This is a genomic window from Nostoc sp. T09, from assembly GCF_002154695.1.
Classification (GTDB): domain Bacteria; phylum Cyanobacteriota; class Cyanobacteriia; order Cyanobacteriales; family Nostocaceae; genus Aulosira.
Genome location: NZ_MTAV01000047.1, coordinates 34,117 through 57,932, shown reverse-complemented (window position 1 = coordinate 57,932; position 23,816 = coordinate 34,117). Strand labels below are relative to the sequence as shown.

The following is a 23,816-nucleotide window of genomic DNA, read 5'->3' as shown; positions in this document are numbered from 1 at the left end:
ACTCATAACTCATAACTTTTAATGTGGCGGGTAGCTCAGTGGTAGAGCGCCAAAAACATCTTTGTTCACCCCTTGTCTGAAAAGGCCGAAGAATGAAGGTTATCGACTCATAATCGGGAAGGTCGTAGGTTCAAATCCTGCCCCGCCACACCAAAATCAGTACTGAGTACTGAGTTAAAAATTCCAAACTCAGCACTCATAGCTCACAACTCATAACTTTTAATGTGGCGGGTAGCTCAGTGGTAGAGCGCTAAACATCCTTGTTCACCCCTTGCCTGCAAAGGCCGACGAATTAGGGTTATCGATTTGGGTTCGAGAGGTCGCGGGTTCAAATCCCGCCCCGCCACCCAAACCTAATTTTGCATTTTGAATTGTTATGTGGTGGGTAGCCAAGTGGTAAGGCGCTTAATATCCTTATTCACCTCTTGCCTGCAAAGGCCGAAGAATTGAGGGTTATCGTTTGCAAGACGAGCATCGCGGGTTCGAGTCCCGCCCCACCACCCAAAATCTAAATTGAAATTTTTATGTGGGTGGGTAGCTCAATCTGGTAGAGCAGTGAACGGGTTAATTACCCATAGTCCTTGCTTCACAACCTTGCCTGAAAAGGCCGACGAGTTGAGGGTTATCGTTAATTCAAAGGTTGCAGGTTCAATTCCTGCCCCACCCGCCAAAATTTTAATTTATTTGAGATTTAATTTCAAAATCTAAAATCCAAAATCTAAAATCCAAAATTCTTTATGTGGCAGGTAGCTCAGTGGTAGAGCGCCTAAAACATCCTTGTTCACCCCTTGTCTGTAAAGGCCCAAGAATGAGGGTTATCGCCTTCCAAGCGGGATGTCGCAGGTACCCTTCGGGAAGCCGCTTCGCGTCTACAAATCCTGCCCTGCCACCTTTCATTTTTGCCCGCAAGGGCCGGGAGATGAAGTCATGAATTACAATTTTTTTACTAAAAAGAAAGCAAATACACCGCAAACTCAGCCTATCCCCGGACGGGAAGCAGAGATGATTAAAGGACGTTCCGGCGGGTATATGTTTGATGCGGGTATTTGGAAAATGCTGCGCCGTTGTCTGTTGATTGGCACAGCAAAAAGCACTTACTACGCGGGAAAGCAAGAATTAACTGAAGATTTTGTAATGGTTGTTAAACAAGCTGTTGCAGAGAATCCGGGGCATGTTGCAGAGGAAATTCTCTATGCTAGCGATGGCCGCGCCATCAATAACAGTGCGCCTATCTTGGCATTAGTGCTGCTGTCGATGGGTGAAACACCAGAAGCCAAAAAGGCGTTTGGTGAAATCTTTGGGCAAGTTATCCGCACAGGTAGCCACTTCTACGAATGGCTGAACTATACCAAATCGCTGCGGGGATTTGGTAAGGTAGTGCGCGAAGCTGGGAAAACTTGGCTTTCGCGGGAAGATGTCAAAGGTTTGGCTTATCAACTGTTGAAATATCAACAGCGTCAAGGCTTCTCTCACCGAGATGCATTGCGGTTGTTCCATGTCAAACCACCTACAGAAACTCACCGTGAATTATTTGAGTGGGTAGTTAAAGGTTGGGAAGATTTGCCAGCAGATATCCCTTCTGAAGCATTGGCGCAGATTTGGTGGTATGAGTGGCTCAAACGGAATCCTAACGAAACCCATACAGCGATCGCTCAAGGTCGCCTAACTCATGAAATGGCTGCACCTGTGGGCAAGATGGATAAACAAGCTTGGCAGTTGCTTTTCCAAGAAATGCCAATAGGTGCAATGCTGCGTAATCTTGGTTCTTTGACAGAACTGGGTGTGTTACGAGCTGATGAAAGTGCCAATATTTTACGAGTAGAAGCAGTTCTCAACAACAAAGAACATCTGCGTAAAGGTCGCATACATCCAATTGATGTTTTGAAAGCCCTCAAAACTTATCAATCTGGTGGCAAATTAGGACGTAGCCAGAAGAATTGGGAACCAGTATCTCGGATTGTAGACATCTTAGAAAAGGCAGTGGAACTGTCTTTTGATGTCGTGCAACCTACAGGCAAAGTATTCATGCACGCTGTGGATGTTTCTGGCTCCATGTCTTGGAGTGCGGTTGATTCAGTAGGCTTAAGTTGCTGTGAAATTGCTACTGCAATGGCGCTGGTAACAGCAAAGGCAGAGAAAAACTACATGATTCGCGGCTTTGCTACCGAATTTAGGGAATTAGGTATCACTGCCAAAGATAGTTTTAGTTCTGCACTTCGCAAAGCTAGTAACCAAAACTTTGGTGGAACAGATGCTTCTGTAGCTTACGACTGGATGATTAAGAACAAGTTCAAAGCAGATGTAGTATGCTTTTGGACTGATAATGAGTCATGGGCTGGGTCTAAGCATCCAAGTCAAGCATTAGCACACTACCGTCAGAAGGTAAATCCCAATGCCAAGGCAGTGTATGTTACCCTTGCACCTTACAACATTACCTTGGTAGATCCTCAAGATCCACTTTCCTGGGATTTGGCCGGGTTCGACCCTGGAACACCGCGCATCATCCAGATGCTGGCTACAGGTGAACTGTAAAAAGGCTGAAACATGAAGGATGAAAATATTTCCCCTGGCTTAAGCCTAATGTTGTGGTAGCTTGTTGTTAGATTCCCACGAGATAGTTATGTAATAGCTGTCTCGTGGGACTTCCTCCGTAATTGATGCAGGCAACTAAGGAGGCACATATTAACCATGACAAGTAACGCTGAAGCTCCACATCTCCAAGAAGATATAAAAAACGTTCAATCTCTAGATAGCTTGCGAGTTCTATTAGTAGATGATAACGAAGATAGCTTGATCCTAATTACGTTTATCCTTGAACATAACGGCTTGCAGGTAAAAACAGCAACATCAGTCTCACAAGCTTTAGAAATAATTAAACAGTTAAAATTTGATATTTTAATTTCTGACATTGCTATGCCAGATGTCGATGGTTATTCGTTCATTCGCAAAATTAGAGAAAGCAGCATTTCTGAACAACGACAGATGCCAGCGATCGCTCTAACTGCTCTTAGTGCTGACGAAAGTCGCAGCATGGCTCTAGCATTGGGTTTTCAAAGTTACGTTAATAAACCTGTAGAACCTACCGTATTATTAGCAGAAATTCAACGTTTAATTAGTATTAATAAAATTGTTTCATCATAAAATATAAAGCGATCGCCTGCTTTATAAATAAATTAGTAAAACTTTAATTCCAAAATTAGCAATATTAGCAATTTTCTCATCGTACCCCAGCCAGTCTAACAATCGCTGCAACTAATTCTTCTGGGTTAACAGGTTTGGCTAAATGCATCTGAAACCCGGCTTGGAGTGCTTGCTGCTGATCGTATTGTCTTGCAAAGGCAGTCAGAGCGATCGCCGGAATTTGTTCTCCTTTTTCTGTACTCCAAGCTCTCACTTGGTGCATTAGAGTATAGCCATCCATATCAGGCATACTGATATCGCTGACTAATACATCTGGCTTTTTCTGTTCTATGGTTTGTAATGCTTCTAATGCCGAAGATACTGCAATTACCTCAGCCCCATCTTGCTCTAATACAAAAGCAATAAAATCTCGCGAATCTGCATCATCATCAACAACTAAAATTTGCATACCTCCCAGGGATAAAGACTTAGGTGTTAAGTCAGAGGAGTAATTGTGTTCATTCAAACTTTCGCTTTTGTCTTGCACAAGCGGTAAGTTGACCGTAAAAGTTGCCCCTAGATCTTCGCCCTGGCTGGCTGCTGTGACTGTACCGCCATGCATTTCAACGATATTATGGACAATTGCCAATCCCAGACCTAAGCCACCAAATTTTCTTGTTGAACTGCTATCTGCTTGGCGGAAGTAATCAAATGCATAAGGCAAAAACTCAGCGCTAATTCCTTTACCTGTATCGCTAATTATGATTTGAGCATAGCCATCCGCCTTGCTCAATCGTACTTCTATCTTTCCCCCATTGGGTGTAAATTTAACAGCGTTAGAAAGGAGGTTCCAAACGACTTGTTGCAAGCGAGTAGAATTACCTAAGACTATCCCGACATTGGCTTCAAATACTGTATTCACCTGTATTGACTTGGTTTGTGCAGCTAAAGCCGTTGTTTCTAGTGCAGACAAGACGATAGATTCTAAGTAAACATTCGTAACATTAAGCGTCAGTTTGCCTTGTAAAATTCTGGAGATATCTAGTAAGTCTTCAATTAGTTGAACCTGTAACTTGGCATTGCGCTCTATTGTTGCTAGCGCTTGAGATATCTTTTCTGGTTCTAATTTGCCACTTTGCAACAACTTTGACCAGCCAAGAATCGCATTCATTGGGGTACGTAGTTCGTGGGAAAGTATGGCAAGAAATTCATCTTTAATTCGATTGGCGGCTTCTGCTTTAGCTCTTGCTGCTTGTTCTAATTCTAGTAAATGGGCACGTTCTTGTTGTAGCTGTTTTTGTTCGTGTATATCAGTACAAGTTCCAAACCACTTCACCACATGACCTTGTTCATCTTTAAGCGGTAAACCTCGCCCTAACTGCCAGCGATAAGAACCATCAGCCGCCCGTTTGAATCGGTATTCTATTTCATATAAAGTGCCATTATTAACAGCATTTAACCACACCTCATGAGCAGTTTGTACGTCATCTGGATGCAATGCTGCGACCCAACCAGAACCCAAGGATTGCTCGAATGTTAGCCCCGTATAAGTACACCACTTGTGGTTGAAATAATTAGCTTCACCGTTAGTATCAGCTGTCCATACAAGTTGAGGAATTGCCTCAGCTAAATAACGGTAACGCTCTTCACTTTGCCGTAAAACTTCTAATATGCGCTGACGCTCAGTGATTTCCTGCTGTAATTGTTCGTTGGTTTTAGTAATTTCATTAGTGCGCAGAGCAACCAAATCTTCCAAGTGATTTTGGTATTTTCTTAGTTCTGCTTCTATCTTCAACCTTTCGGCTATTTGTGTTTGCAGTTGTAGGTTTGCTTGTTCTAATTGAGCCGGGCTAGGAAGTGCTAAGGCTTGTGGAACCAACGGTACAAGTTGTGCGGCTGTAAATACAGATATGGTTGCGGTGCCAGCTTTGATTAATCCTGATAGCCAATAGGTTGGATGCCAAAGCGTCCAAATCTCCATGAAGTGAGTTGTACCACAAGCTACAATAAATCCACTAAAAAGTAGAAATATCCAATGGAAGGGTAGATCCTGCCGCTTGTTAACGAAGAAGAAAAGTGTAGTTGGAATAGAATAATAAGCTAGTCCAATCAGGGCGTCAGATAAGATGTGTAGCCAAACTAAATCAGTTTTCCATAGATAGCAGTGCCCATGCGGGATAAAAGGTCCGGAACTAAAAAAAATATTCCATACATCTGACATACACGTGTTGGCTCCCTACCCCTTGAAACCTCTGTGAGCTATGAACTTTAATGGATAGTATTGATTATTAATACTCTTTCTTGTTGCGATCGCAATCCAAATCATGTCAAGTTTTAAGTCCTTGCATTACTGGAATTTAGCTCTTTATTAGCAATTAAATATGAAAAATAAACCCTACCAGAGACAGGAAGGCAGGGTTATAAGTCCAAAATTGTTAATATTCTTAAATATATTATGGATAAATTCCTAATCTGTGACGGCTTTGCCTAAACGTGCGATCGCCTCCTTTTTCGAGATCTAACCAGTTGAAAAGTACGCCTAGCCTGACCTTCGACACGCTACGCGAACAGTCCTAATGATGAGTATTTAACCAGACACCATATTATTGGTTTACACAGTTTATCAAGACTAAATTATGAGGAGTTTTTTAAGATCGTCCTTCCCAAGGTGTGGTAGGTGCATCTGGATCGTCTGAAGGTGCAGTTTTGATTGATGAGTCGTTTTCGTTTACATAGTTTCTATCTGAATAACTTACCAACTGATCAAACGCCACTAGAGCCTCTATTGCAGATTGATAGCGCTGCTTGTAGTCTTCCAAAACCATTTTACTGAGAATCTTTGCCAAGGGTTGGCTGACCATTACCCGATCTCTCCATTGCAACTCTCCATCAGCATCTCTATCGAACTCATGGGGTGCAATACCAGTCAAAGCTTTGATCCCAATCATACCGACTGCATAGATGTCGCTACTGTATTGGGGGCGTCCAAAACATTGCTCGTTGGGTGCATAACCTTTAGTGCCAATACCAATAGTAAATGGGGTCTGTTCTTGATTTTCCATTTGCGGTGCAGTGGCTTGTTTGACTGCGCCAAAGTCAATCAATACTAGCTTCCAGTCTGAATGTCGCCGGATAATATTGCTCGGTTTGATATCGCGGTGAATCACACTGTTTTGATGCACAAATGCCAATGTTTGCAATAAATCTCGTAAAATCTCGATAACTGTAGTTTCTACAAGGAGTTGACCTGATGGCAATTCCTGACTGAGAGGATGGCCAATTATATATTCTTGAACTAAATAAAATTCTTCGTCTTGTTCAAAATAAGCCAATAACTGAGGAATTTGGGGATGTTTTCCCAATCTTTCCAAGGTTTCTGCTTCGGAGTTAAATAAACGTCTAGCAAGTTGTAATCCCGTCGATTTAGTGTTAGCTGGTTTTAGCTGTTTAACTACACATCGAGGGTTGCCTGGACGTTGGATATCTTCTGCAATATAGGTTTCGCTAAATCCACCAGAACCGAGAACTTTGACAATTTTGTAGCGTCCACCAAGTATTTTCCCGGCGACGGCTAAATCTCGTTGCTGAAGTAGATCTTGCAAGTCATCTTGTTGACTGATAATTTCTTGGACAACCGGAGAAGATTTATATTTCTGAAATATATCTACTAATTGCCGCTTTTTAATGCTTTCTCTGGCTACTTCGGTTCCGAGGTAGGACAATCCACTTAAGGCGATCGCTACCATTGGTATAGTTGTGGGGAAAATTAGCTGCTCATGTACGAATAATACATAGCTTATCCCTCCCCAAATACTGGCTAGGAAAATACTAGATATAAATCTATTTACGCCTCGCTTGCTTCTAGTACAGAGGAACACTGCACCTCCGACTATGGCCAGCACAAATAAACCTCGCATGGGTGGACTGACAATTCCTTGAGCGATCGCTTTATTTTCCATCAAAGTTGCGATCGCATTCGCATGAATTTCTACTCCTGACATGCGTTCAGGATAAAACCCATTGTTGCCAGCCACTACTGGATGATAATCATTGCCTAACTGTGCTGTGGCTCCAATCACCACGATTTTATCTTTGAAAACCTTTCCCTGCTGTAAATAGCTTTTCCAGTTTTGCGGGTCGAGTACGTACCAAAAGGGAATTGGCTCAAATGTCCCGGCTGGTCCCCAAAAATTAATGCGATCGCCTCTTGGTCGAGAATAATTAATTTTAGCTGCCCTTAATACTGCTTCATCAAAGGACGGCACTTTATCTATTAAGACATCTTGTTGATCTAATGACTTATTAAACTCGCTTGCTAATCGATGAATCTTTCCATCTACCTCTAGAGGGAAATTAACTGTACCGATAGATACAGCCCCTACACGAAACATTGGCTGAGGTAGCGTTAGTTGATTCCAAGTTCCTTGATGTGACTCGGAATTTTCATATAGCGCTGCTAAGGTAACTTTACTGCCATATTTTCGCAAGACTGCTTGGAATTGGCGATCGTCTGCAACCCCATAACTACTTGGTGTATCAAAAACTACATCCAATGCAACAGCTTTAACATCAGCCTGCATCAATTTTTCTATGACTTGGGCGTATGCAGCACGTTTAAATGGAAAAGATTTCAGTGGTTCCAGGTAAGCATACTGTTGTGAATTTGTTTTATAGTACTGTTCAGGGACTGATACAGACTGATTATCAATTGCTAAAATCACGATGTCTTCTGGAGGCACAACCAACCCGCGCAGTTGAAAAAAAGTGGAAACCGCCTGACTTTCCATCAATTGCACCATGCCCATCCCAGAAGTACTCAGCAGTGCTGCTCCTATTACTGAAGCACTAGCCAGCAGATGACCAAACCAAGTCATCAGATGGGAATGGTAGGTTGATGTGGTCGAAGTTGCTTTTGTCGGTTTGCCTGACCGACTATTGGCAGCAGAGACATATTTTTTAGTTAGCCTAGATGTAGGTTCTTCTGCCATATCGTGTTATTGATTAATTTAGGTACAACAGTTTTATTTATTCAGACCCTGTTTTAGTGCAACCACATTGAAATAAGACTTAAATGAAAAACTTATACATTTGTAAACTATCCATTATTCCTCTACAAATTTGTATTGTTATGGCGTCTGTGCAGGAGTCTCCCCATTTAAACACTGCCGACCTGATTCTCTGAAACAGGTGCAATCTGTGATTGTTCCACAGACCTAAATTCAGAGATGCTTTGTTTGCGCACTTGGTTGATGTGAAGAGCTACCCAACTCAACAGGTATGCCCCTAGTAGAGCATTTACCAGAAGTTTCTCTTGGACAACTTCTGCCACTGCTGTAACGGCGATTTTTTCCAAAAAGTGTGTGCTGTTGTTGATGGCAAAACCTAGAGATCGGCATTAGCCTACATTCTACCTTGGAACCTCTACCATACCTCTTTAGGAGTAAACTTGACTGTTATACAGTTAAGAATGCTGTTACTAAGTCAATTTTATTGGTAGATTTTGATCACAGGGTAAGTCTTGCAGCGTCTGGAATGAAAAAGTTTCAGCGTCCAGGATCTGCTCTCATGTTTCCACCATTTTTATGAATTAAAAGAGGTTAAGATAAAAGCTATACATGAAGTTATACTTTATAGATATTAGCAAATTGAGCGTTTGATAATTGCTATAATCTATTGTTCAATCTAAAATTCTTTTCTATTATTAGGTGTAATTTTCTATGGGTTCTCCAATGAATCGTCTGTCTATTTTTGTAGACGGAAACAATATGTTCTATGCTCAACAAAAAAATGGCTGGTTTTTCGACCCACGGCGAGTATTAGAATACTTTAAAAACGAACAATCAGAAACAACATTAATTAATGCATTCTGGTACACTGGCTTAAAAGACCCACAGGATCAACGAGGTTTCAGAGATGCTCTAATTAGTTTAGGATATACAGTCCGAACGAAAATTCTCAAAGAATATTATGATGATTCATCCGGGCGGTACTCGCAAAAAGCTAATTTAGATATTGAAATTGTTGTAGATATGTTTAATACAGTAGATCAGTACGATAGAGTAGTTTTATTCAGTGGTGACGGAGATTTTGAAAGAGCAATTGAATTATTACGCTCAAAAAATACACACATTACAGTAGTTTCGACAGAGGGAATGATAGCTAGGGAATTACGTAATGCTACTGATAGATATATAGATTTGAATGATATTAGAGACAGAATAGAAAAAACTGAAGGTTAATATACTTAACAATTATTTACAAATGTAAAAATAAAAAAATTAAAATCCCAGTTATTTATAGCGAAAAGTCCACCCTAAACTAAATAACAAAAAATGAGCACCCAACCAGAACGAATCATAATTTTTGATACTACATTACGAGATGGAGAGCAGTGTCCAGGAGCAACCCTAAATATAGACGAAAAGCTAGTTATCGCCAAGCAGCTGGCGCGTCTGGGCGTAGATGTAATTGAGGCAGGGTTTGCCTTTGCCAGTCCTGGAGATTTTGAAGCAGTCAGCAAAATTGCCCAAATTGTTGGCACAGAAAATGGCCCTGTGATTTGTAGTTTGGCAAGAGCCAGGCAAGATGATATCAAAGCAGCAGCAGCAGCGATCAAACCAGCTGCTAAAGGCAGAATTCATACCTTTATTGCCACATCTAATATTCACCTTGAGTACAAGCTGAAAAAGACAAAATCAGAAGTTTTAGCGATCGCCGAAGAAATGGTTGCTTATGCTAAAACTTTCACTGATGATGTCGAATTTTCTCCCGAAGATGCAGGACGCTCTGATCCAGAATTTTTGTATCAAGTATTAGAGCGAGCGATCGCAGCCGGGGCCACAACAGTTAATATTCCTGATACTGTTGGCTATACAACCCCCAGCGAATTTGGGTCAATAATTAAGGGGATAAAAGAAAATGTCCCAAATATTGACAAAGCAATTATTTCAGTTCACGGACATAATGACTTAGGTTTAGCAGTTGCTAATTTCTTAGAAGCCGTCAAGAATGGTGCCAGACAATTAGAATGCACTATCAATGGTATTGGTGAACGAGCAGGAAATGCAGCCTTAGAAGAATTAGTAATGGCTTTGCACGTCCGGCGACAATATTTCAATCCCTTCTTAGGACGCTCAGCAGATTCAGAACAACCACTCACAAATATCGACACTCGCGAGATTTACAGATCCTCACGCCTGGTTTCCAATTTAACAGGGATGCTAGTGCAGCCAAATAAAGCGATCGTCGGAGCAAATGCCTTTGCTCACGAATCTGGCATTCACCAAGATGGTGTATTAAAAAACAAGCTCACCTATGAAATTATGGATGCCCAATTGATTGGCTTGACAGACAATCAAATAGTTTTGGGCAAACATTCTGGCAGAAATGCCTTCCGCACCCGCTTGAAAGAATTGGGCTTTGAACTATCAGAAACCGAATTAAATAAAGCGTTTATTCGATTCAAAGAAGTTGCTGATAAAAAGAAAGAAATCTCTGATTGGGATTTAGAAGCGATTGTCAATGATGAAATCCAACAAGCACCAGATTTGTTTAGGGTAGAGTTAGTGCAAGTTTCCTGCGGTAGCAATGCCAAACCTACCGCCACAGTTACTCTGCGCACTCCAGAAGGCGAAGAATTAACCGACGCAGCAATTGGTACTGGGCCTGTAGATGCTGTTTACAAAGCAATTAACCGAGTAGTAAACGTACCCAACCAGTTAATTGAGTTCTCTGTACAGTCAGTAACAGCAGGTATTGATGCGATCGGGGAAGTGACTATCCGATTAAGACATGAATCACGAATCTTTTCCGGTCATGCAGCCAACACAGATATCATCGTTGCATCAGCTCAAGCCTACGTTAATGCACTGAATCGGCTGTACGCATCTTTGCAATCAAAAGAGAAGACAGAAAAAGGAACTCCGCAGAAAGTCTAAATACATTTAAGTCTGTAACCCTTGCACATTCTCCGCCTGTGGAGAGTTGCAAGGATTTTTTTTGAGGAATTACACGCATACTGAAGCTTTAAACGTCTTTTAGCAAAAATAAACCTTAATTTTCATAACCATTGAGATGTATACGCATCATCATTTTTTCGGATTCTGTCAAATTTTTCAAACCGTAGCGTCGATACAGTCCATTCGCATCTTTTGTTCCTAACAACCACCTTTGGACATCTTGGAGTTCTGCTGCTTCCAAAATATATTGCACAAACCATTTTCTTAATCGTTGCCCTCGATAAGGCTCCACAATAAATAGATCTTTCAACAAAGTAGAATTAGCACAATCAGTAATTACTCTAGCAAAACCAACTTGCTGATACCATTTCACCTTAATAATGATACAAATACGCGAGTAAGGGTTTAGCATTGCTAAACCCCTACGAAAAATTTATGTGCATCAAGATTTTCGTGAATTGGTATGAGTATTTTCGGAAAGTCCAAAGCACAGAGAAATTTAAATTGCCTTCTTCAATATGGCTAAGGAAATATTTTCTGCCTAACAAGAACTGCGCAGAAAATTATGAATCATGTTGATATCGAGTTTTGATTTATCTGTGCTGATGTAAAATCTATATTTTAATTCTTCGTTCATTGTGGCTCAATATATTTGATACTAAACTCAATTAAATTATCTATAAAGTATGGGCTTTATAGATTTGAATGTACTCTCCTAACAGTTTCATTTCTCCTTAGGGGAAAGCTCTTCCCCATTTTTGTTCAAAATTGCTATCAGTTTCCAGATGACGCAAAGCTCGCCAGAATGATAAGGCTATAAATATAGGTGAGCTATTTATTCTAAAAACTAGTTCATTTGCTAAACTATTAATCTGGCAATCTGTAAGCTTTACAATATCTAACATTGCCTGCTGATCATTATTATAGAAGTGAAAGTCATATTCAATTAGTTCAGTATTCCATCTCACAACTGTGCGATCGCTTCTCTTCAGAAAAATTAGCAGTGCATCTATGAGTTCAATAAATGAATTGTAAGGTGTATAAGAAGCAATGAAGGATAGTTGCTGTTCTTGACTTAAAACTTTAACAAATATCCAATCATGTGCTGGGCATTCAAAACAAAATTGAAATCTTTGCAGCATAAGATGATGAAATTACTGAAACGTTATCTGAATGAGAGAGGCTATATTCAGCAAGGATAGGGGTACATCTACTATTAATTATGAATCAACCAATAACAACATCTTGGAATTTAGTTCTTGCTACCTTTAAAAAAATTTGGGGTTACGACGATTTTCGTTCGCCACAGGGAGAAATTGTCAGTAGTTTATTGTCGCAAAAAGATGCACTGATTATTATGCCAACAGGTGGCGGTAAGTCGATTTGTTTTCAACTTCCCGCACTTTTACAAACAGGATTAACTTTAGTAGTTTCTCCGTTAGTGGCACTGATGGAAAACCAAGTCCAAGAACTACGTCAGTTAAACCTAAGTGCAGCACTATTACATAGCGAACTATCTGCATCCCAACGTCGCTTGACTCTGCAAGCATTGGATAGACAAAAACTCAGATTACTGTATTTATCACCAGAAACTTTACTGAGTACCCCAGTTTGGGAAAGATTGTGCGAGCCGCAATTGCAGATTAACGGCATCATTTTGGATGAAGCTCATTGTTTAGTGCAGTGGGGAGAGACATTTCGACCAGCTTATCGCAGATTAGGGGCAGTGCGCTCGGCATTACTTAAATCAAAACCACCAGGGACAAAAATTAGCGTTGCAGCCTTTACGGCGACTGCTGACCCTTTAGCTCAAAAAATCATTTCTACAGTTTTACAATTACAACAGCCCGATATTTATCGCCTCAATCCCTACCGTCCGAATCTGCATCTCAACGTCTGCATAGCTTGGACTCCAAGGGGTAGAAAGCAAAAATTAGTTAAATTTATTCAAAATAGACCGCAACAAGCTGGATTAGTATATGTACGTACTAGGCGAGATAGTGAGAAGTTAGCAGCATGGTTAGCAGAGATGGGTTATGCCACAGCTAGTTATCATGCAGGATTAGGTGCAGAAGAACGCCGTGCTGTGGAAGCAAGCTGGTTAAGTGGCAAGATGCCATTTGTCGTTTGTACCTGTGCATTTGGTATGGGGATAAATAAACCTGATGTGCGCTGGGTAATTCACTTTCACGCGCCGCTGCTGCTTTCGGAATATGTGCAAGAAATTGGACGCGCCGGCAGAGATGGTAAACCAGCCGAAGCGCTGACTTTGGTAAGTGAACCTACGGGGTGGTTAGATTCAGAGGATAAGCAAAGACAACATTTTTTTGAGGAACAAATGCGATCGCAACAGCAAATAGCACAGGAATTGGCGAAAAAACTGCCGAAACAGGGAGAAGTGAATACAGTCGCACGACAATTTCCCGAAGGCGCAATGGCACTGTCTTTACTCCACAGCAGCGGTCAGTTAAACTGGCTTGACCCTTTCCATTACATCATTAAGCAAGGAGTGGATAAGCAATCTGCAACCCAACTACAAGCTGCCAAGCAAATGAATCAGTATTTGCATACCAAACAGTGCCGCTGGCAGTTTCTGCTCAACGCCTTTGGTTTTGACAAAGAAGCTGCTAACTGGCGTTGTGGACATTGCGATCGCTGTTTGTCATAGATATGCGATCAGCAAATACGCTGACATATTCCACTTTTTTCTTGTTCACACAGCGTCTTCGACAGGAGAAGACTATCATTAGTCATTTCTAAACACTAATCTCTATTTATCCTCTGTGCGTGTTCTCTGTGCCTCTTTGATTCGTCTATTTTTAGTCAATCCTTTTATTTGCATACTGACTTTTTAGGGTCGTCCAGAGCCAAAACTTAACATCACTCTGGACTTTTAACTTTTGCCTAAAATTGCCGTAAAAACCGCAAATCGCTGGCGTACAAGCGACGAATATCATCAATTTGATGTAGAACCATCGCAAAGCGTTCGACACCAAAACCAGCAGCAAACCCAGTATAAACTTCTGGATCATAACCGACAGATTTCAGCACATTTGGATCGACCATACCGCAACCCATTACCTCCAGCCAGCGCCCATTCCACTGCAAATCGACTTCAGCTGAGGGTTCTGTAAAAGGGAAATAACTAGCACGGAAGCGAATTGGCAGATCGCCAAACATGGCTTGTAAAAATACTTTAATCGCACCCTTGAGGTCTGTAAACGTCAGTCCCTCATCAATAGCTAAAAGCTCTATTTGATGAAAAACCGCTGAATGAGTAGCATCTACGTTATCTCGACGATAAACTCGACCTGGCGCAACCACCCGGATAGGTGGTTCCTCAGTTTCCATGTAACGAATTTGCACTGAAGAAGTATGAGTACGGAGGAGATTGCCATCTGGCAGGTAGAAAGTATCCTGCATATCACGGGCTGGGTGGTCAGGCGGAGTATTCAGCGCCTCAAAATTGTAGTAATCTGTTTCCATCTCTGGCCCTTGAGCCACGGTGTAGCCCATACCGACAAAGATATCCAGTGCCCGGTCGATGATGCCATTTAGAGGGTGGATACGACCTTGGGGGCTGTAAATTCCCGGCATGGTCACATCCAAAGTTTCAGCCTCTAACTGGGCTTGAATTTGAGCCGCTTCTAGGGCAGTGCGCTGCTTATCTAAACTATTCTGTAAGGATTCTTTAACTGTATTGGCGATCGCTCCAATTTTTGGGCGTTCCTCTGCACTCATCTGCCCCATACTTCGCAACAGTGCCCCAAGTTGCCCCTTCTTACCCAGATAGCTGACTCTGAGTTCTTCAAGGCGTTCTAAGGTATCAGCGGCTGCGATCGCTTTTTCTCCTTCCTGCCGTAGTGCTAAAAGTTGAGCCTCTAAATTGCTAGTCATTAGTTATTAATCATTAGTCATTCGACATTAGACTTCTTGCAGAAGTCGGTAAAAGGGAAAGGGGAAAAGGGGAAAGGAACTCAAAACCCTTTCCCTTTAACCTTTTCCCTTTCCCCCCTCTTGCAAAAATATATTTTTGCAAGAGGTCTATTGGTCATTAGTCCCACAATTGAGAACAAATTACCAGTGACCTTAGTAATATGACCTTAACAGGTCAAAGGCAAGGGTCAAAACCAAACCTCTGTTTACCAGTTTAGAGGTGATTAGGTGTGTGAGGATGTTTTTTTTGCTTAGGCTTGTGACACCTGACATTGACAAATGACTGATAACAAATCACTAATGACTAATGACCCATGACTAATAACCAATAACGATGAAATTACTCATTAGCAATGATGACGGAGTTTCTGCCTTGGGTATTCGTACCTTAGCCAACAGCTTGGCAGAGGCAGGTCATGATGTGACTGTAGTTTGCCCAGATCGAGAGCGATCGGCGACTGGACATGGATTAACTTTACACCAACCAATTCGTGCGGAAATTGTAGAGTCCATTTTTCATCCCGCAGTCAAAGCTTGGGCTTGCGACGGCACTCCCTCAGACTGTGTGAAATTGGCAATTTGGGCTTTATTGGAATCACCCCCCGACTTGGTGCTCTCTGGCATTAATCAAGGTGCCAATTTGGGAACTGAAATTCTTTATTCCGGAACTGTGTCTGCTGCTATGGAAGGTATAATTGAAGGTCTTCCTAGCGTCGCCTTGAGTCTTGCCAGTCATACATCTAAAGACTTTCAAGCTGCTGCTCGCTTTGCCCAAATTTTAGTAGCACAACTGGCAGCAAAACCCCTGCCAGAGTTGATGTTGCTCAATGTCAATATTCCCCCAGTACAGTGGGAAGAAATTGCTGGAGTTACAATCACTCGTCAGGGAGTGCGGCGCTACGTTGATGTTTTTGACAAGCGAGTTGATCCTCGTGGTAAAACCTACTACTGGTTAACTGGTGAAGTTTTGGAGGATGTAGAAGCGCCCGAAGGCTTAAATTTACCTCAAAACATACCTATAGACGTGCATGTTATCCGTAAAAACTACATTAGCATAACGCCATTACAATACAATCTCACCTACGCAAGTGGAATTACTCAATTGTCGGAGTGGGAATTTAAATTTCCGTGAAAACTTTGTTATCTAAAGAAAACTTTGAAACTCTGGAGGTAGTTAAATACATGATCGCCAAATTTAGGCTATAAAGTAGAAACGCTCTTGATCCCACTGCTAAACTTAAGCCCAAACAACTTAAGGCTTGTGCTTAGTAATATCTCACTCAGGTTTACAAAACTAGCCTTAAAAAGGGTATGCTGTTTTACCAAGAAATTCTCTTCTACCAAAATGGTGAGACCGCATAAACTGAATAAAAATAAGTAACAATTTGTTTTATTGATCGCCCGCTCAGTCCAGCAAGCAACACCCATGTCTAGGTTAGATAACCAATTTACCGTGCAATTTTGGGGCGTTCGCGGCAGCATCCCCAGTCCAGGACCACACACCGTGCGTTATGGCGGTAATACCCCTTGCATTGCAATGCAAGTGGGCGGTAAACGCTTAATTTTCGATGGTGGAACCGGGCTACATGTTTTGGGGCAATCTTTATTGCACCAAATGCCGATAGAAGGTCATATATTCTTCACCCACTCCCACTGGGACCACATGCAAGGATTTCCGTTCTTTGCTCCGGGGTTTATCAAGGGGAACAATTTTAAGATTTACGGCGCAATTGCTCCTGATGGTTCCACAATCGAACAGCGTCTCAATGACCAAATGCTTCACCCAAATTTTCCTGTGCCTTTGCAAATTATGCAGGCAAACTTGAATTTTTGTGACATCACCGCAGGGCAGGCAATACACATAAATGACATTATCGTAGAAACAGCACCACTCAACCATCCAGGTGAAGCTGTAGGATATCGAATTAACTGGCGTGATGGTGCTGCTGCCTATATTACCGATACTGAACATTTTCCTGATCGCTTGGATGAAAATGTCCTCTGGCTAGCTCGTAATGCTGACATCCTGATCTACGATTCTACCTATACTAATGACGAGTATCATTCTCCAACAACGCCCAGAATTGGTTGGGGACATTCTACTTGGCAAGAAGCTGTTAAGGTAGCTATAGCCGCTAAAGTCAAGACTCTGGTAATTTTTCACCATGACCCCGCACACAATGATGATTTTTTGGATGGTATAGGTAAACAAGCGGTTGAGCAATTTCCGAATGCAATCATGGCCAGGGAAGGAATGGTACTCAATATTCCTGTTTCTGTTTCTTTTTCAGAATCTTGTCCTGTGAGCAACTTTTCAGTGTAAACGTTGCAGTCGAAGCGATGGTAGATTTTAGATTAGATTGGTGATCAGAAGCTCTCAGCGGGAGAGGTTACCTTTGGGGTAAACTGCGAAAACTGGAGGACACGCTTTGCGAGTTCGCCAGGGTAGCGTAAATGCCCGGAGACTGCCTCTATTGGGGCCGAGCGGGTAAAATACCGCAAAACCCAAAATTTACAGCTAGAGCCTTTTTGGCTTTGGTGTGGGGTTCTCTGGACTCAGCAACGAGCAGTCAAGCGACAGCACAAGACGCCCTCGCTTGCGACTTCCCGTGGGGTATGCTTTGGCTAATAGCTAAAGGGGTAGTGTAAACACCTCGGCTGATGGCACAAAATGTTAGGGTCAGAGCCGAAAAGGCTCCAGCTTCATGATCAGTGAAGTCGTAGCCCGTTCGTCAGGCGTGTCCTCCTCTAGGCGGTTACCCATAGGGTAGCTTGAGGCTGATAGCTAAATAAACCTAAAATCCCAGAATCCACGTGCTAAATTTGTCTCCAAATGGGTGTTCTGTGTGGGTTGCTTCTTCGACAGAAGGGCTGCTAACGCCAACTGCTGTTGCTCTTGGCAAATTTGATGGTGTGCATCTTGGTCATCAAAGAGTAATTCAACCGGTTTTACAGCAGGCAAAAAGACAAGTCCCAGAGACTGCTTTGGGCGAGCAAAAGTTGGTTGCAGATGAGAAGAATTTACTAGAACTCTCACCCTCTGACTCCACTACTCCAACACCCCAACAAGGAAACCCCACAACATCAACACACGAGCATACATACTCAACTGTTGTCACTTTTCATCCCCATCCACAGGAGTTTTTTTCGGGACAACCCCGTGCTTTGTTAACTCCACTTGATGAAAAAGTTGAAAAATTGCGATCGCTGGGAATAGAACAGCTGGTACTATTGCCCTTTGATAAGGAATTATCTGCTTTATCACCAGAAGAGTTCGTTGAAAAGATTCTCGTGCAGCAACTGCGATGTCAGCAACTTAGTGTTGGGCAAGATTTTTGTTTTGGCAAACAGCGCACTGGTACAGCAAAGGATTTACAATTACTCGCCGCAAAGTATCATATCCCTGTAACAATCGTTGCCTTAGAAACCTATACAGGTAGTGGTAACTTGCCAGCAGACAGTAATTGTCTCAACATTCCACCAACTCAAGAGCCACCAATTAGCACTTCACTGATCCGCCAAACACTAGAAAATGGGGATATCAAAAGCGCAAATCTTCTCCTAGGACGCCCTTATACTCTCTTTGGTGTTGTGGTTCAAGGTAAACAACTTGGCAGAACTATTGGCTTTCCCACGGCCAACATCCAACTACCAAAAGATAAGTTTTTGCCGCGCTTAGGTGTTTATGCTGTCCGTGTTTTTATTCTCGATGAAACACCAGATGTTGCTCACCCCCAATTGGGAGTGATGAATATAGGTAACCGTCCCACAGTCGATGGTACTGATACATCTGTGGAAGTCCATCTGTTCGATTGGTCTGGAGATTTGTATGGCAAAAAGCTGGCTGTGCAGATAGTACAATTTTTACGACCCGAACAAAAATTTTCTTCTCTAGAAGCTCTGAAAACGCAAATTCAACTTGATTGTACTGTCGCTAAAGAAGTTTTGCTTTCTGAGTGATGAGTTCTGAGCAGTGATTGGGAACACTAAAGGGGACTAGGGACTAGGAAATTGTCCCTAACCCCTAACCCCAATTCCCCAATCCCACGGTGCATGAGAGAAAAAATTGACGCTCTAACACAAAACCTGTCTCGTACCATCGTTGGTAAAACCGAAGCAATACGTTTGGTGCTAGTCGCTCTTTTAGGCGGTGGTCATGCTTTACTAGAAGATGTTCCTGGTGTGGGTAAAACCCTCCTCGCTAAGTCCTTAGCTCGTTCAGTTGATGGTAAGTTCCAACGGCTACAATGTACCCCTGACTTACTGCCTACTGATATTACTGGTACTAACATTTGGAACCCAAAAAGCGGCGAATTTAGCTTTCTCCCTGGTCCAATATTTGCCAATGTGCTGCTAGCTGACGAAATCAATCGCGCTACACCCCGTACTCAGTCAGCTTTGCTAGAAGTGATGGAAGAACATCAGGTAACAGTTGATGGCGTCTCTCGTGCTGTTCCCACGCCTTTCTTTGTGATTGCTACCCAGAACCCGATTGAGTATCAAGGCACTTTTCCTCTACCAGAAGCGCAGATGGATCGGTTTATGCTGTCCTTGAGTTTGGGCTATCCTTCGGAGACAGACGAACTGCAAATGCTGCAAAACCTGGCACATGGTATCAAAGTTGATGAGTTGCACCCTTGCATTACTTTGGCAGAAGTAGCTCAATTGCGCCAACTCTGCTCTCAGGTAAGAGTAGAAACTTCTTTGCAACAGTACATTTTAGAATTGGTACGGGCTACAAGGCAGGATGAAGAAATTTCTCTTGGTGTTAGTCCTCGCGGTACAGTATCCTTACAAAAAGCTACCCAAGCACTAGCTTTTATTTTAGGGCGTGATTACGCCATTCCCGATGATGTGAAGTTTCTCGTCCCTCACGTTCTTTGCCATCGCCTCATCGCTAGGGGCGGTCGTAGTGCTAGAAGTGTTGTAGAGCGATTATTGCGATCGGTTCCCATTCCCTAAGTTTGTCATGAGGACTACAGTCCTCACTACGAAAAGTTTTTGATTTAAGTTAAATTACACTCATTGCCAATCAAAATGAACGATGCCCAATAATCATGGATGGGTATAGTCAGTAAGTTTCCTTTTTGGTGTTGTAGCTGCGCCTGGTAATGGTTTAACATTAATTCCACCTCTATCAACATTTACGGTTAAGGAATTGTTGCTATGCAGCAAACTTAGTTACGCTTGACGCAGGGCTTGAGCTTTTCTTGGTTGAGAAAATAAAAGCTAAAACACGGTAATTTCTATACCGTCTTTTGCAGTTTGACCGAGTACTGTGTCACAAGCAGATAGCATTACTAAATGTAGATCTCTTAAGTCTTCTAAATTATCAATTTTAGGAATTAGTAACTTTTCACCAGTATTGAATATTAAATAAGAATCATTCTAGCGTCCTGGTACAAATACGGTATGAGTAGCGATGTGCAAAATCTTAGAGGACAAATTAAAGAAAATATTAAAGTAAACAGGGTGAAGGATTTAAGATGATATTGCATGGCTATTTTTCTAATAGCAGTAACTCAGATTGCTCAATCATCTATATCTCTCATACAGAGAGAACATAAGCAAAAATTTGAGCGTCGCACAATAATTACTGATAATTCAATGTCAGTGATGTCAGTGCTAGATCTAAGAATTTGGGAATGTGAGGAATGTCAAATCTTGTGAAGCGTAGATCTCGCCCTAAAAGCGATAGCAAATTCAAACGCCAACCTTTCGGTTTGCTGTTGATAATTTTGGTGTGGAGTCTGGCTATGGGTTGGCTTTTAGCCCTAGCTAGCAACGCCCAAGGTGCTATCTCTAACGCGGAAATTGGCACCGTTGATGTAGTGCCTGCCCAATATAAACTGGGGCAGGAATTATATTTGGAAAACTGCTCAACTTGTCATATAGCTTTACCGCCAGCAGTTTTACCTACCCAAACTTGGAAAAATCTCTTGGAAGACACGCAGCACTACGGCGCACAGCTACAGCCTCTAGTTGATCCACCGCGCATCTTGGTTTGGAAGTATATCCAAACTTTCTCCCGTTCCCAACGAAAAGACGAAGAAACACCCTATCGCATCAACAACTCGCGTTATTTCAAAGCTTTGCATCCAAAAGTTAAGCTACCACGCCCTGTTCAGATAAGTAGTTGTGTTAGCTGTCATCCCAGCGCAAGTGACTACAATTTTCGTCGCTTGAGTCCAGAATCGGAGAACTCGCCGTGAAGGGATGAGGGCAGTAAGACAAGGAAGAATATACTTGCTTGTATTGCTCTGCCTCCCTTGCTCCCTAAATGGCGGAAATTGCTACTTGAGCATGGTCGGCGTTCTCTGCCCCAGCTGGGGGTGAAATGATACTATGAATAAAGTCCAGTGCGATTCGATGTCGCACGTAATGAGTTAAATATCTCTACTGGATAAGGTTTTAAATAAAGCATGATTAATGCACCGATTCCGAAGGATATTTACAAGCGAGTGTCCAACGCTTGTCCTCATCTCAAAGGGGTTAGGTAAGTAATTACCTTATCTCAAAGCTAAAGAGAAAAGCCCAACCGTTCCTGATAACCACATTCGGGAGGAGGCAAGAGGAAGATTGGTAAGGTAAATGAAAATGAACTCTCATTGAGGTTCCGTTATATTCAGGCTGTTGTAAGTGGCTAGAACCAATCAATTGGTACAACGACAGTGATGGGAAAAGACCTAGGAAACGCTTATTTGCTAGGCAAAAGGCAATGACCCCTGGACTGGTCAATGCTAGGACACCAAATTCCCCGGAATATAGAGAGTACCTAATCCAATCGCATCTCATACGTGTGGAACGAAGTAAGCCCAATGGGATCTAGAGCCTAGACCTATGGCACTAGTAAGCAAAGGAGTAATCCAACCCGAATTTCCCAGTGGGAAAAGGATGCCATAAAAAGCGAATGCTGTCATCCGAAAGGCAACGGGAATAAATAACCGGACAGATAGGGTAATACCCAACCCGAAAGGGTGCTGACGTATGGCAGGTGAGTCTCTTGAATACCGATGTAAAATTACCGAACTCAAAAGGAAAAGTTGGATGCAGTCCGTAAGGAATGCGAACGTAACTGAGAGAACTACCCAATGGAATTGTGTCAATTGGCGCAAAGTCAATAAAGTAGTCAGGCGATTGAGACTAAGAATATTCAAGGCTACAAGGTCTGGGAAGTTGAAACTGGTTCGCAATCTGCAAAGGTTGTTAATGCGAAGCTACTCAAACATCCTTATCTCGGTAAGAAGAGTGACGCAAATCAACCAGGGCAAAAACACTCCAGGTGTGGATAAATTGGTGATAAAAACACCAGCAGCCAGAGGATTATTAGTAGATATACTAACAAAATTCATCCCCTGGAAACCCTACCCTACCCGGAGGGTGTATATCCCCAAGGCTAATGGCAAGAAACGACCCCTTGGAATACCAAGCATAATAGACCGATGCCTACAGGCGATTGTAAAAAACGCATTGGAACCCTACTGGGAATCCAAATTTGAAGGCAGTAGCTACGGTTTTCGACCCGGTAGAAGTGCCCACGACGCAATAGGAAAAATATACAACATTGCGCGTCCCAATAAGACGAAAAAGTGGGTAGTTGATGCGGATATAAAGGGTTGTTTTGATAACATTGCCCATGAACCCCTAATTAAAATCATAGGTAATTTCCCAGCAAGGAAATTAATCAACTTATGGTTAAAGGCGGGATACGTGGATAAAGGGACTTTTTATGAAACCGAAACTGGAACTCCCCAAGGCGGAATCATCAGTCCACTTTTAGCCAATATAGCCCTGCATGGACTGGAAAAAGCTCTAGGCATAAAACACAATAATAGAGGCGAACTAACAGGTAAACGCGCTATTGTCCGATATGCTGATGACTTTGTAGTATTCTGCGAAACTAAAGAAGATGCAGAAAAGTCAGTAACCATCCTAAATAAATGGATGAAAGACAGAGGTCTTGCCCTCTCTGATGAGAAAACAAAAATCGTCCACCTTACACAAGGCTTCGATTTTCTTGGTTTTAACGTCAGACAATACCCCGTATCCAACACCCTGACAGGATTTAAGTTACTGATAAAACCCAGTAAACAAACCATGCAGAATGTGCGGAACAAAATCAGGTATGTATGGCTGGAAAATAAAAGCCAGAGCGTTGATTACCTGGTAGACAAACTAAACCCCATTATCAGGGGAATAGCTAATTATCTCCGCATAGGGGTGTCCACAGAAGCATTCAGTAGTCTTGACCACTGGATGTATATCAGGGAAAGAAGATACACCAAAAGAATGCACCCAAATAAATCAGACAAGTGGCGGGAGAAAAGATACTGGGGAAGATTGAACCTAGACAGGATGGACAATTGGGTATTTGGTGACAAAGCATCCAATAAACACCTGTTGAAATTTAATTGGTTCAATATTAAAAGACACACCCTAGTAAAAGGTACATCCTCACCCGATGACCCGGAACTAAGGCAATACTGGGTTGAAAGAGAGAAGAGTAAATCCCAAACTCTAGAACCCAGCAACCAAAAGATAGCAAAAAAACAAGACTATCTCTGCCCAGTGTGTCATGAATCCCTATTTAATGGTGAAACTCTTCACCGACACCACATCACCCCCCGACACCAGAACGGCAAAAATAATCTTGCCAATCTACAATTGGTGCATTACTACTGCCATCAACAAATCCATTCCAACCATACGAAACACTCCTCCCAATCAGAGGAAGTATTAATATGGTAGCTATTGACTTGCTTGAGCCGTGTACTTGGAAACTTGTAAGCACGGTTCTTAGGG

The 23,816-nt window shown here is 42.2% G+C and carries 16 protein-coding genes and 4 tRNA genes; 15 read left to right on the top strand and 5 right to left on the bottom strand.

All coding sequences use genetic code 11. The features are described from left to right. Positions 1-24 precede the first annotated feature (24 nt). The 6 genes from BV372_RS36225 (at position 25) to BV372_RS12070 (ending at position 3,141) form a co-directional block, all read left to right on the top strand. A tRNA-Ile gene (locus BV372_RS36225) sits at positions 25-149 on the top strand. A 76-nt stretch (positions 150-225) separates the two neighbouring features. Continuing rightward, positions 226-350, top strand: a tRNA-OTHER gene (locus BV372_RS36220). A gap of 29 nt (positions 351-379) precedes the next feature. After that, positions 380-504, top strand: a tRNA-Cys gene (locus BV372_RS36215). 24 nt (positions 505-528) lie between these two features. Next, a tRNA-OTHER gene (locus tag BV372_RS36210) sits at positions 529-670 on the top strand. Between the two features lie 257 nt (positions 671-927). After that, a complete protein-coding gene (locus BV372_RS12075; RefSeq protein WP_086686749.1) occupies positions 928-2,532 on the top strand; it encodes a TROVE domain-containing protein in 1,605 nt (534 codons plus the stop codon). 156 nt (positions 2,533-2,688) lie between these two features. Next, a complete protein-coding gene (locus tag BV372_RS12070; RefSeq protein WP_086686748.1) occupies positions 2,689-3,141 on the top strand; it encodes a response regulator in 453 nt (150 codons plus the stop codon). 76 nt (positions 3,142-3,217) lie between these two features. Here the strand turns inward: BV372_RS12070 and BV372_RS12065 are convergent, their stop codons facing one another. Together BV372_RS12065 and BV372_RS12060 are read right to left on the bottom strand one after the other, a co-directional pair. After that, a complete protein-coding gene (locus BV372_RS12065) occupies positions 3,218-5,341 on the bottom strand; it encodes a PAS domain-containing hybrid sensor histidine kinase/response regulator (protein WP_086686747.1) in 2,124 nt (707 codons plus the stop codon). Positions 5,342-5,768: 427 nt separating this feature from the next. Beyond that, positions 5,769-8,108: a CHASE2 domain-containing serine/threonine-protein kinase gene (locus tag BV372_RS12060; protein ID WP_086686746.1), complete on the bottom strand. Its 2,340-nt coding sequence runs from the start codon at positions 8,106-8,108 to the stop codon at positions 5,769-5,771. A gap of 729 nt (positions 8,109-8,837) precedes the next feature. Between BV372_RS12060 and BV372_RS12050 the strand changes: the two genes are divergently transcribed. Continuing rightward, a complete protein-coding gene (locus BV372_RS12050) occupies positions 8,838-9,359 on the top strand; it encodes an NYN domain-containing protein (protein ID WP_086686744.1) in 522 nt (173 codons plus the stop codon). Positions 9,360-9,452: 93 nt separating this feature from the next. Then, positions 9,453-11,057 (top strand): 2-isopropylmalate synthase, encoded by a 1,605-nt coding sequence (locus BV372_RS12045; RefSeq protein WP_086686743.1) that lies wholly within the window; start codon positions 9,453-9,455, stop codon positions 11,055-11,057. 115 nt (positions 11,058-11,172) lie between these two features. On the opposite strand, the gene BV372_RS12040 is transcribed toward BV372_RS12045, so the two are convergent. Both BV372_RS12040 and BV372_RS12030 read right to left on the bottom strand, forming a co-directional pair. Continuing rightward, the gene (locus tag BV372_RS12040; protein ID WP_256973170.1) at positions 11,173-11,490 is read right to left on the bottom strand and encodes a GNAT family N-acetyltransferase; all 318 of its coding nucleotides are present in this window, start codon (positions 11,488-11,490) and stop codon (positions 11,173-11,175) included. 322 nt (positions 11,491-11,812) lie between these two features. Then, positions 11,813-12,220 (bottom strand): hypothetical protein, encoded by a 408-nt coding sequence (locus BV372_RS12030; protein WP_086686742.1) that lies wholly within the window; start codon positions 12,218-12,220, stop codon positions 11,813-11,815. 80 nt (positions 12,221-12,300) lie between these two features. On the opposite strand from BV372_RS12030, the gene BV372_RS12025 reads away from it, so the two are divergent. Next, entirely contained in the window at positions 12,301-13,746 is a 1,446-nt protein-coding gene (locus BV372_RS12025) for an ATP-dependent DNA helicase RecQ (protein ID WP_086686741.1), read from the top strand. Between the two features lie 236 nt (positions 13,747-13,982). Here BV372_RS12025 and pheS read toward each other — a convergent pair whose 3' ends face one another. Next, positions 13,983-14,975 carry a phenylalanine--tRNA ligase subunit alpha gene (gene pheS, locus BV372_RS12020; RefSeq protein WP_086686740.1) on the bottom strand — a complete coding sequence of 331 codons (993 nt, stop codon included), beginning with the start codon at positions 14,973-14,975 and terminating at the stop codon, positions 13,983-13,985. Positions 14,976-15,348: 373 nt separating this feature from the next. Here pheS and surE point away from each other — a divergent pair, with 373 nt between their 5' ends. The 6 genes from surE (at position 15,349) to ltrA (ending at position 23,762) form a co-directional block, all read left to right on the top strand. After that, positions 15,349-16,146 carry a 5'/3'-nucleotidase SurE gene (surE, locus tag BV372_RS12015; protein ID WP_086686739.1) on the top strand — a complete coding sequence of 266 codons (798 nt, stop codon included), beginning with the start codon at positions 15,349-15,351 and terminating at the stop codon, positions 16,144-16,146. Positions 16,147-16,440: 294 nt separating this feature from the next. Continuing rightward, entirely contained in the window at positions 16,441-17,337 is an 897-nt protein-coding gene (locus BV372_RS12010; protein ID WP_179198061.1) for an MBL fold metallo-hydrolase, read from the top strand. A gap of 491 nt (positions 17,338-17,828) precedes the next feature. After that, a complete protein-coding gene (locus BV372_RS12000) occupies positions 17,829-18,974 on the top strand; it encodes a bifunctional riboflavin kinase/FAD synthetase (RefSeq protein WP_086686736.1) in 1,146 nt (381 codons plus the stop codon). Positions 18,975-19,067: 93 nt separating this feature from the next. Then, entirely contained in the window at positions 19,068-19,976 is a 909-nt protein-coding gene (locus BV372_RS11995) for a MoxR family ATPase (RefSeq protein WP_086686735.1), read from the top strand. Positions 19,977-20,668: 692 nt separating this feature from the next. Continuing rightward, positions 20,669-21,226, top strand: coding sequence for a diheme cytochrome c (locus BV372_RS11990; protein WP_086686734.1), 558 nt, complete (start codon positions 20,669-20,671; stop codon positions 21,224-21,226). Positions 21,227-22,001: 775 nt separating this feature from the next. Continuing rightward, complete coding sequence (ltrA, locus tag BV372_RS11985) at positions 22,002-23,762, top strand: group II intron reverse transcriptase/maturase (RefSeq protein ID WP_306298970.1); 1,761 nt, start codon at positions 22,002-22,004, stop codon at positions 23,760-23,762. The last annotated feature ends 54 nt before the right edge of the window (positions 23,763-23,816 follow it).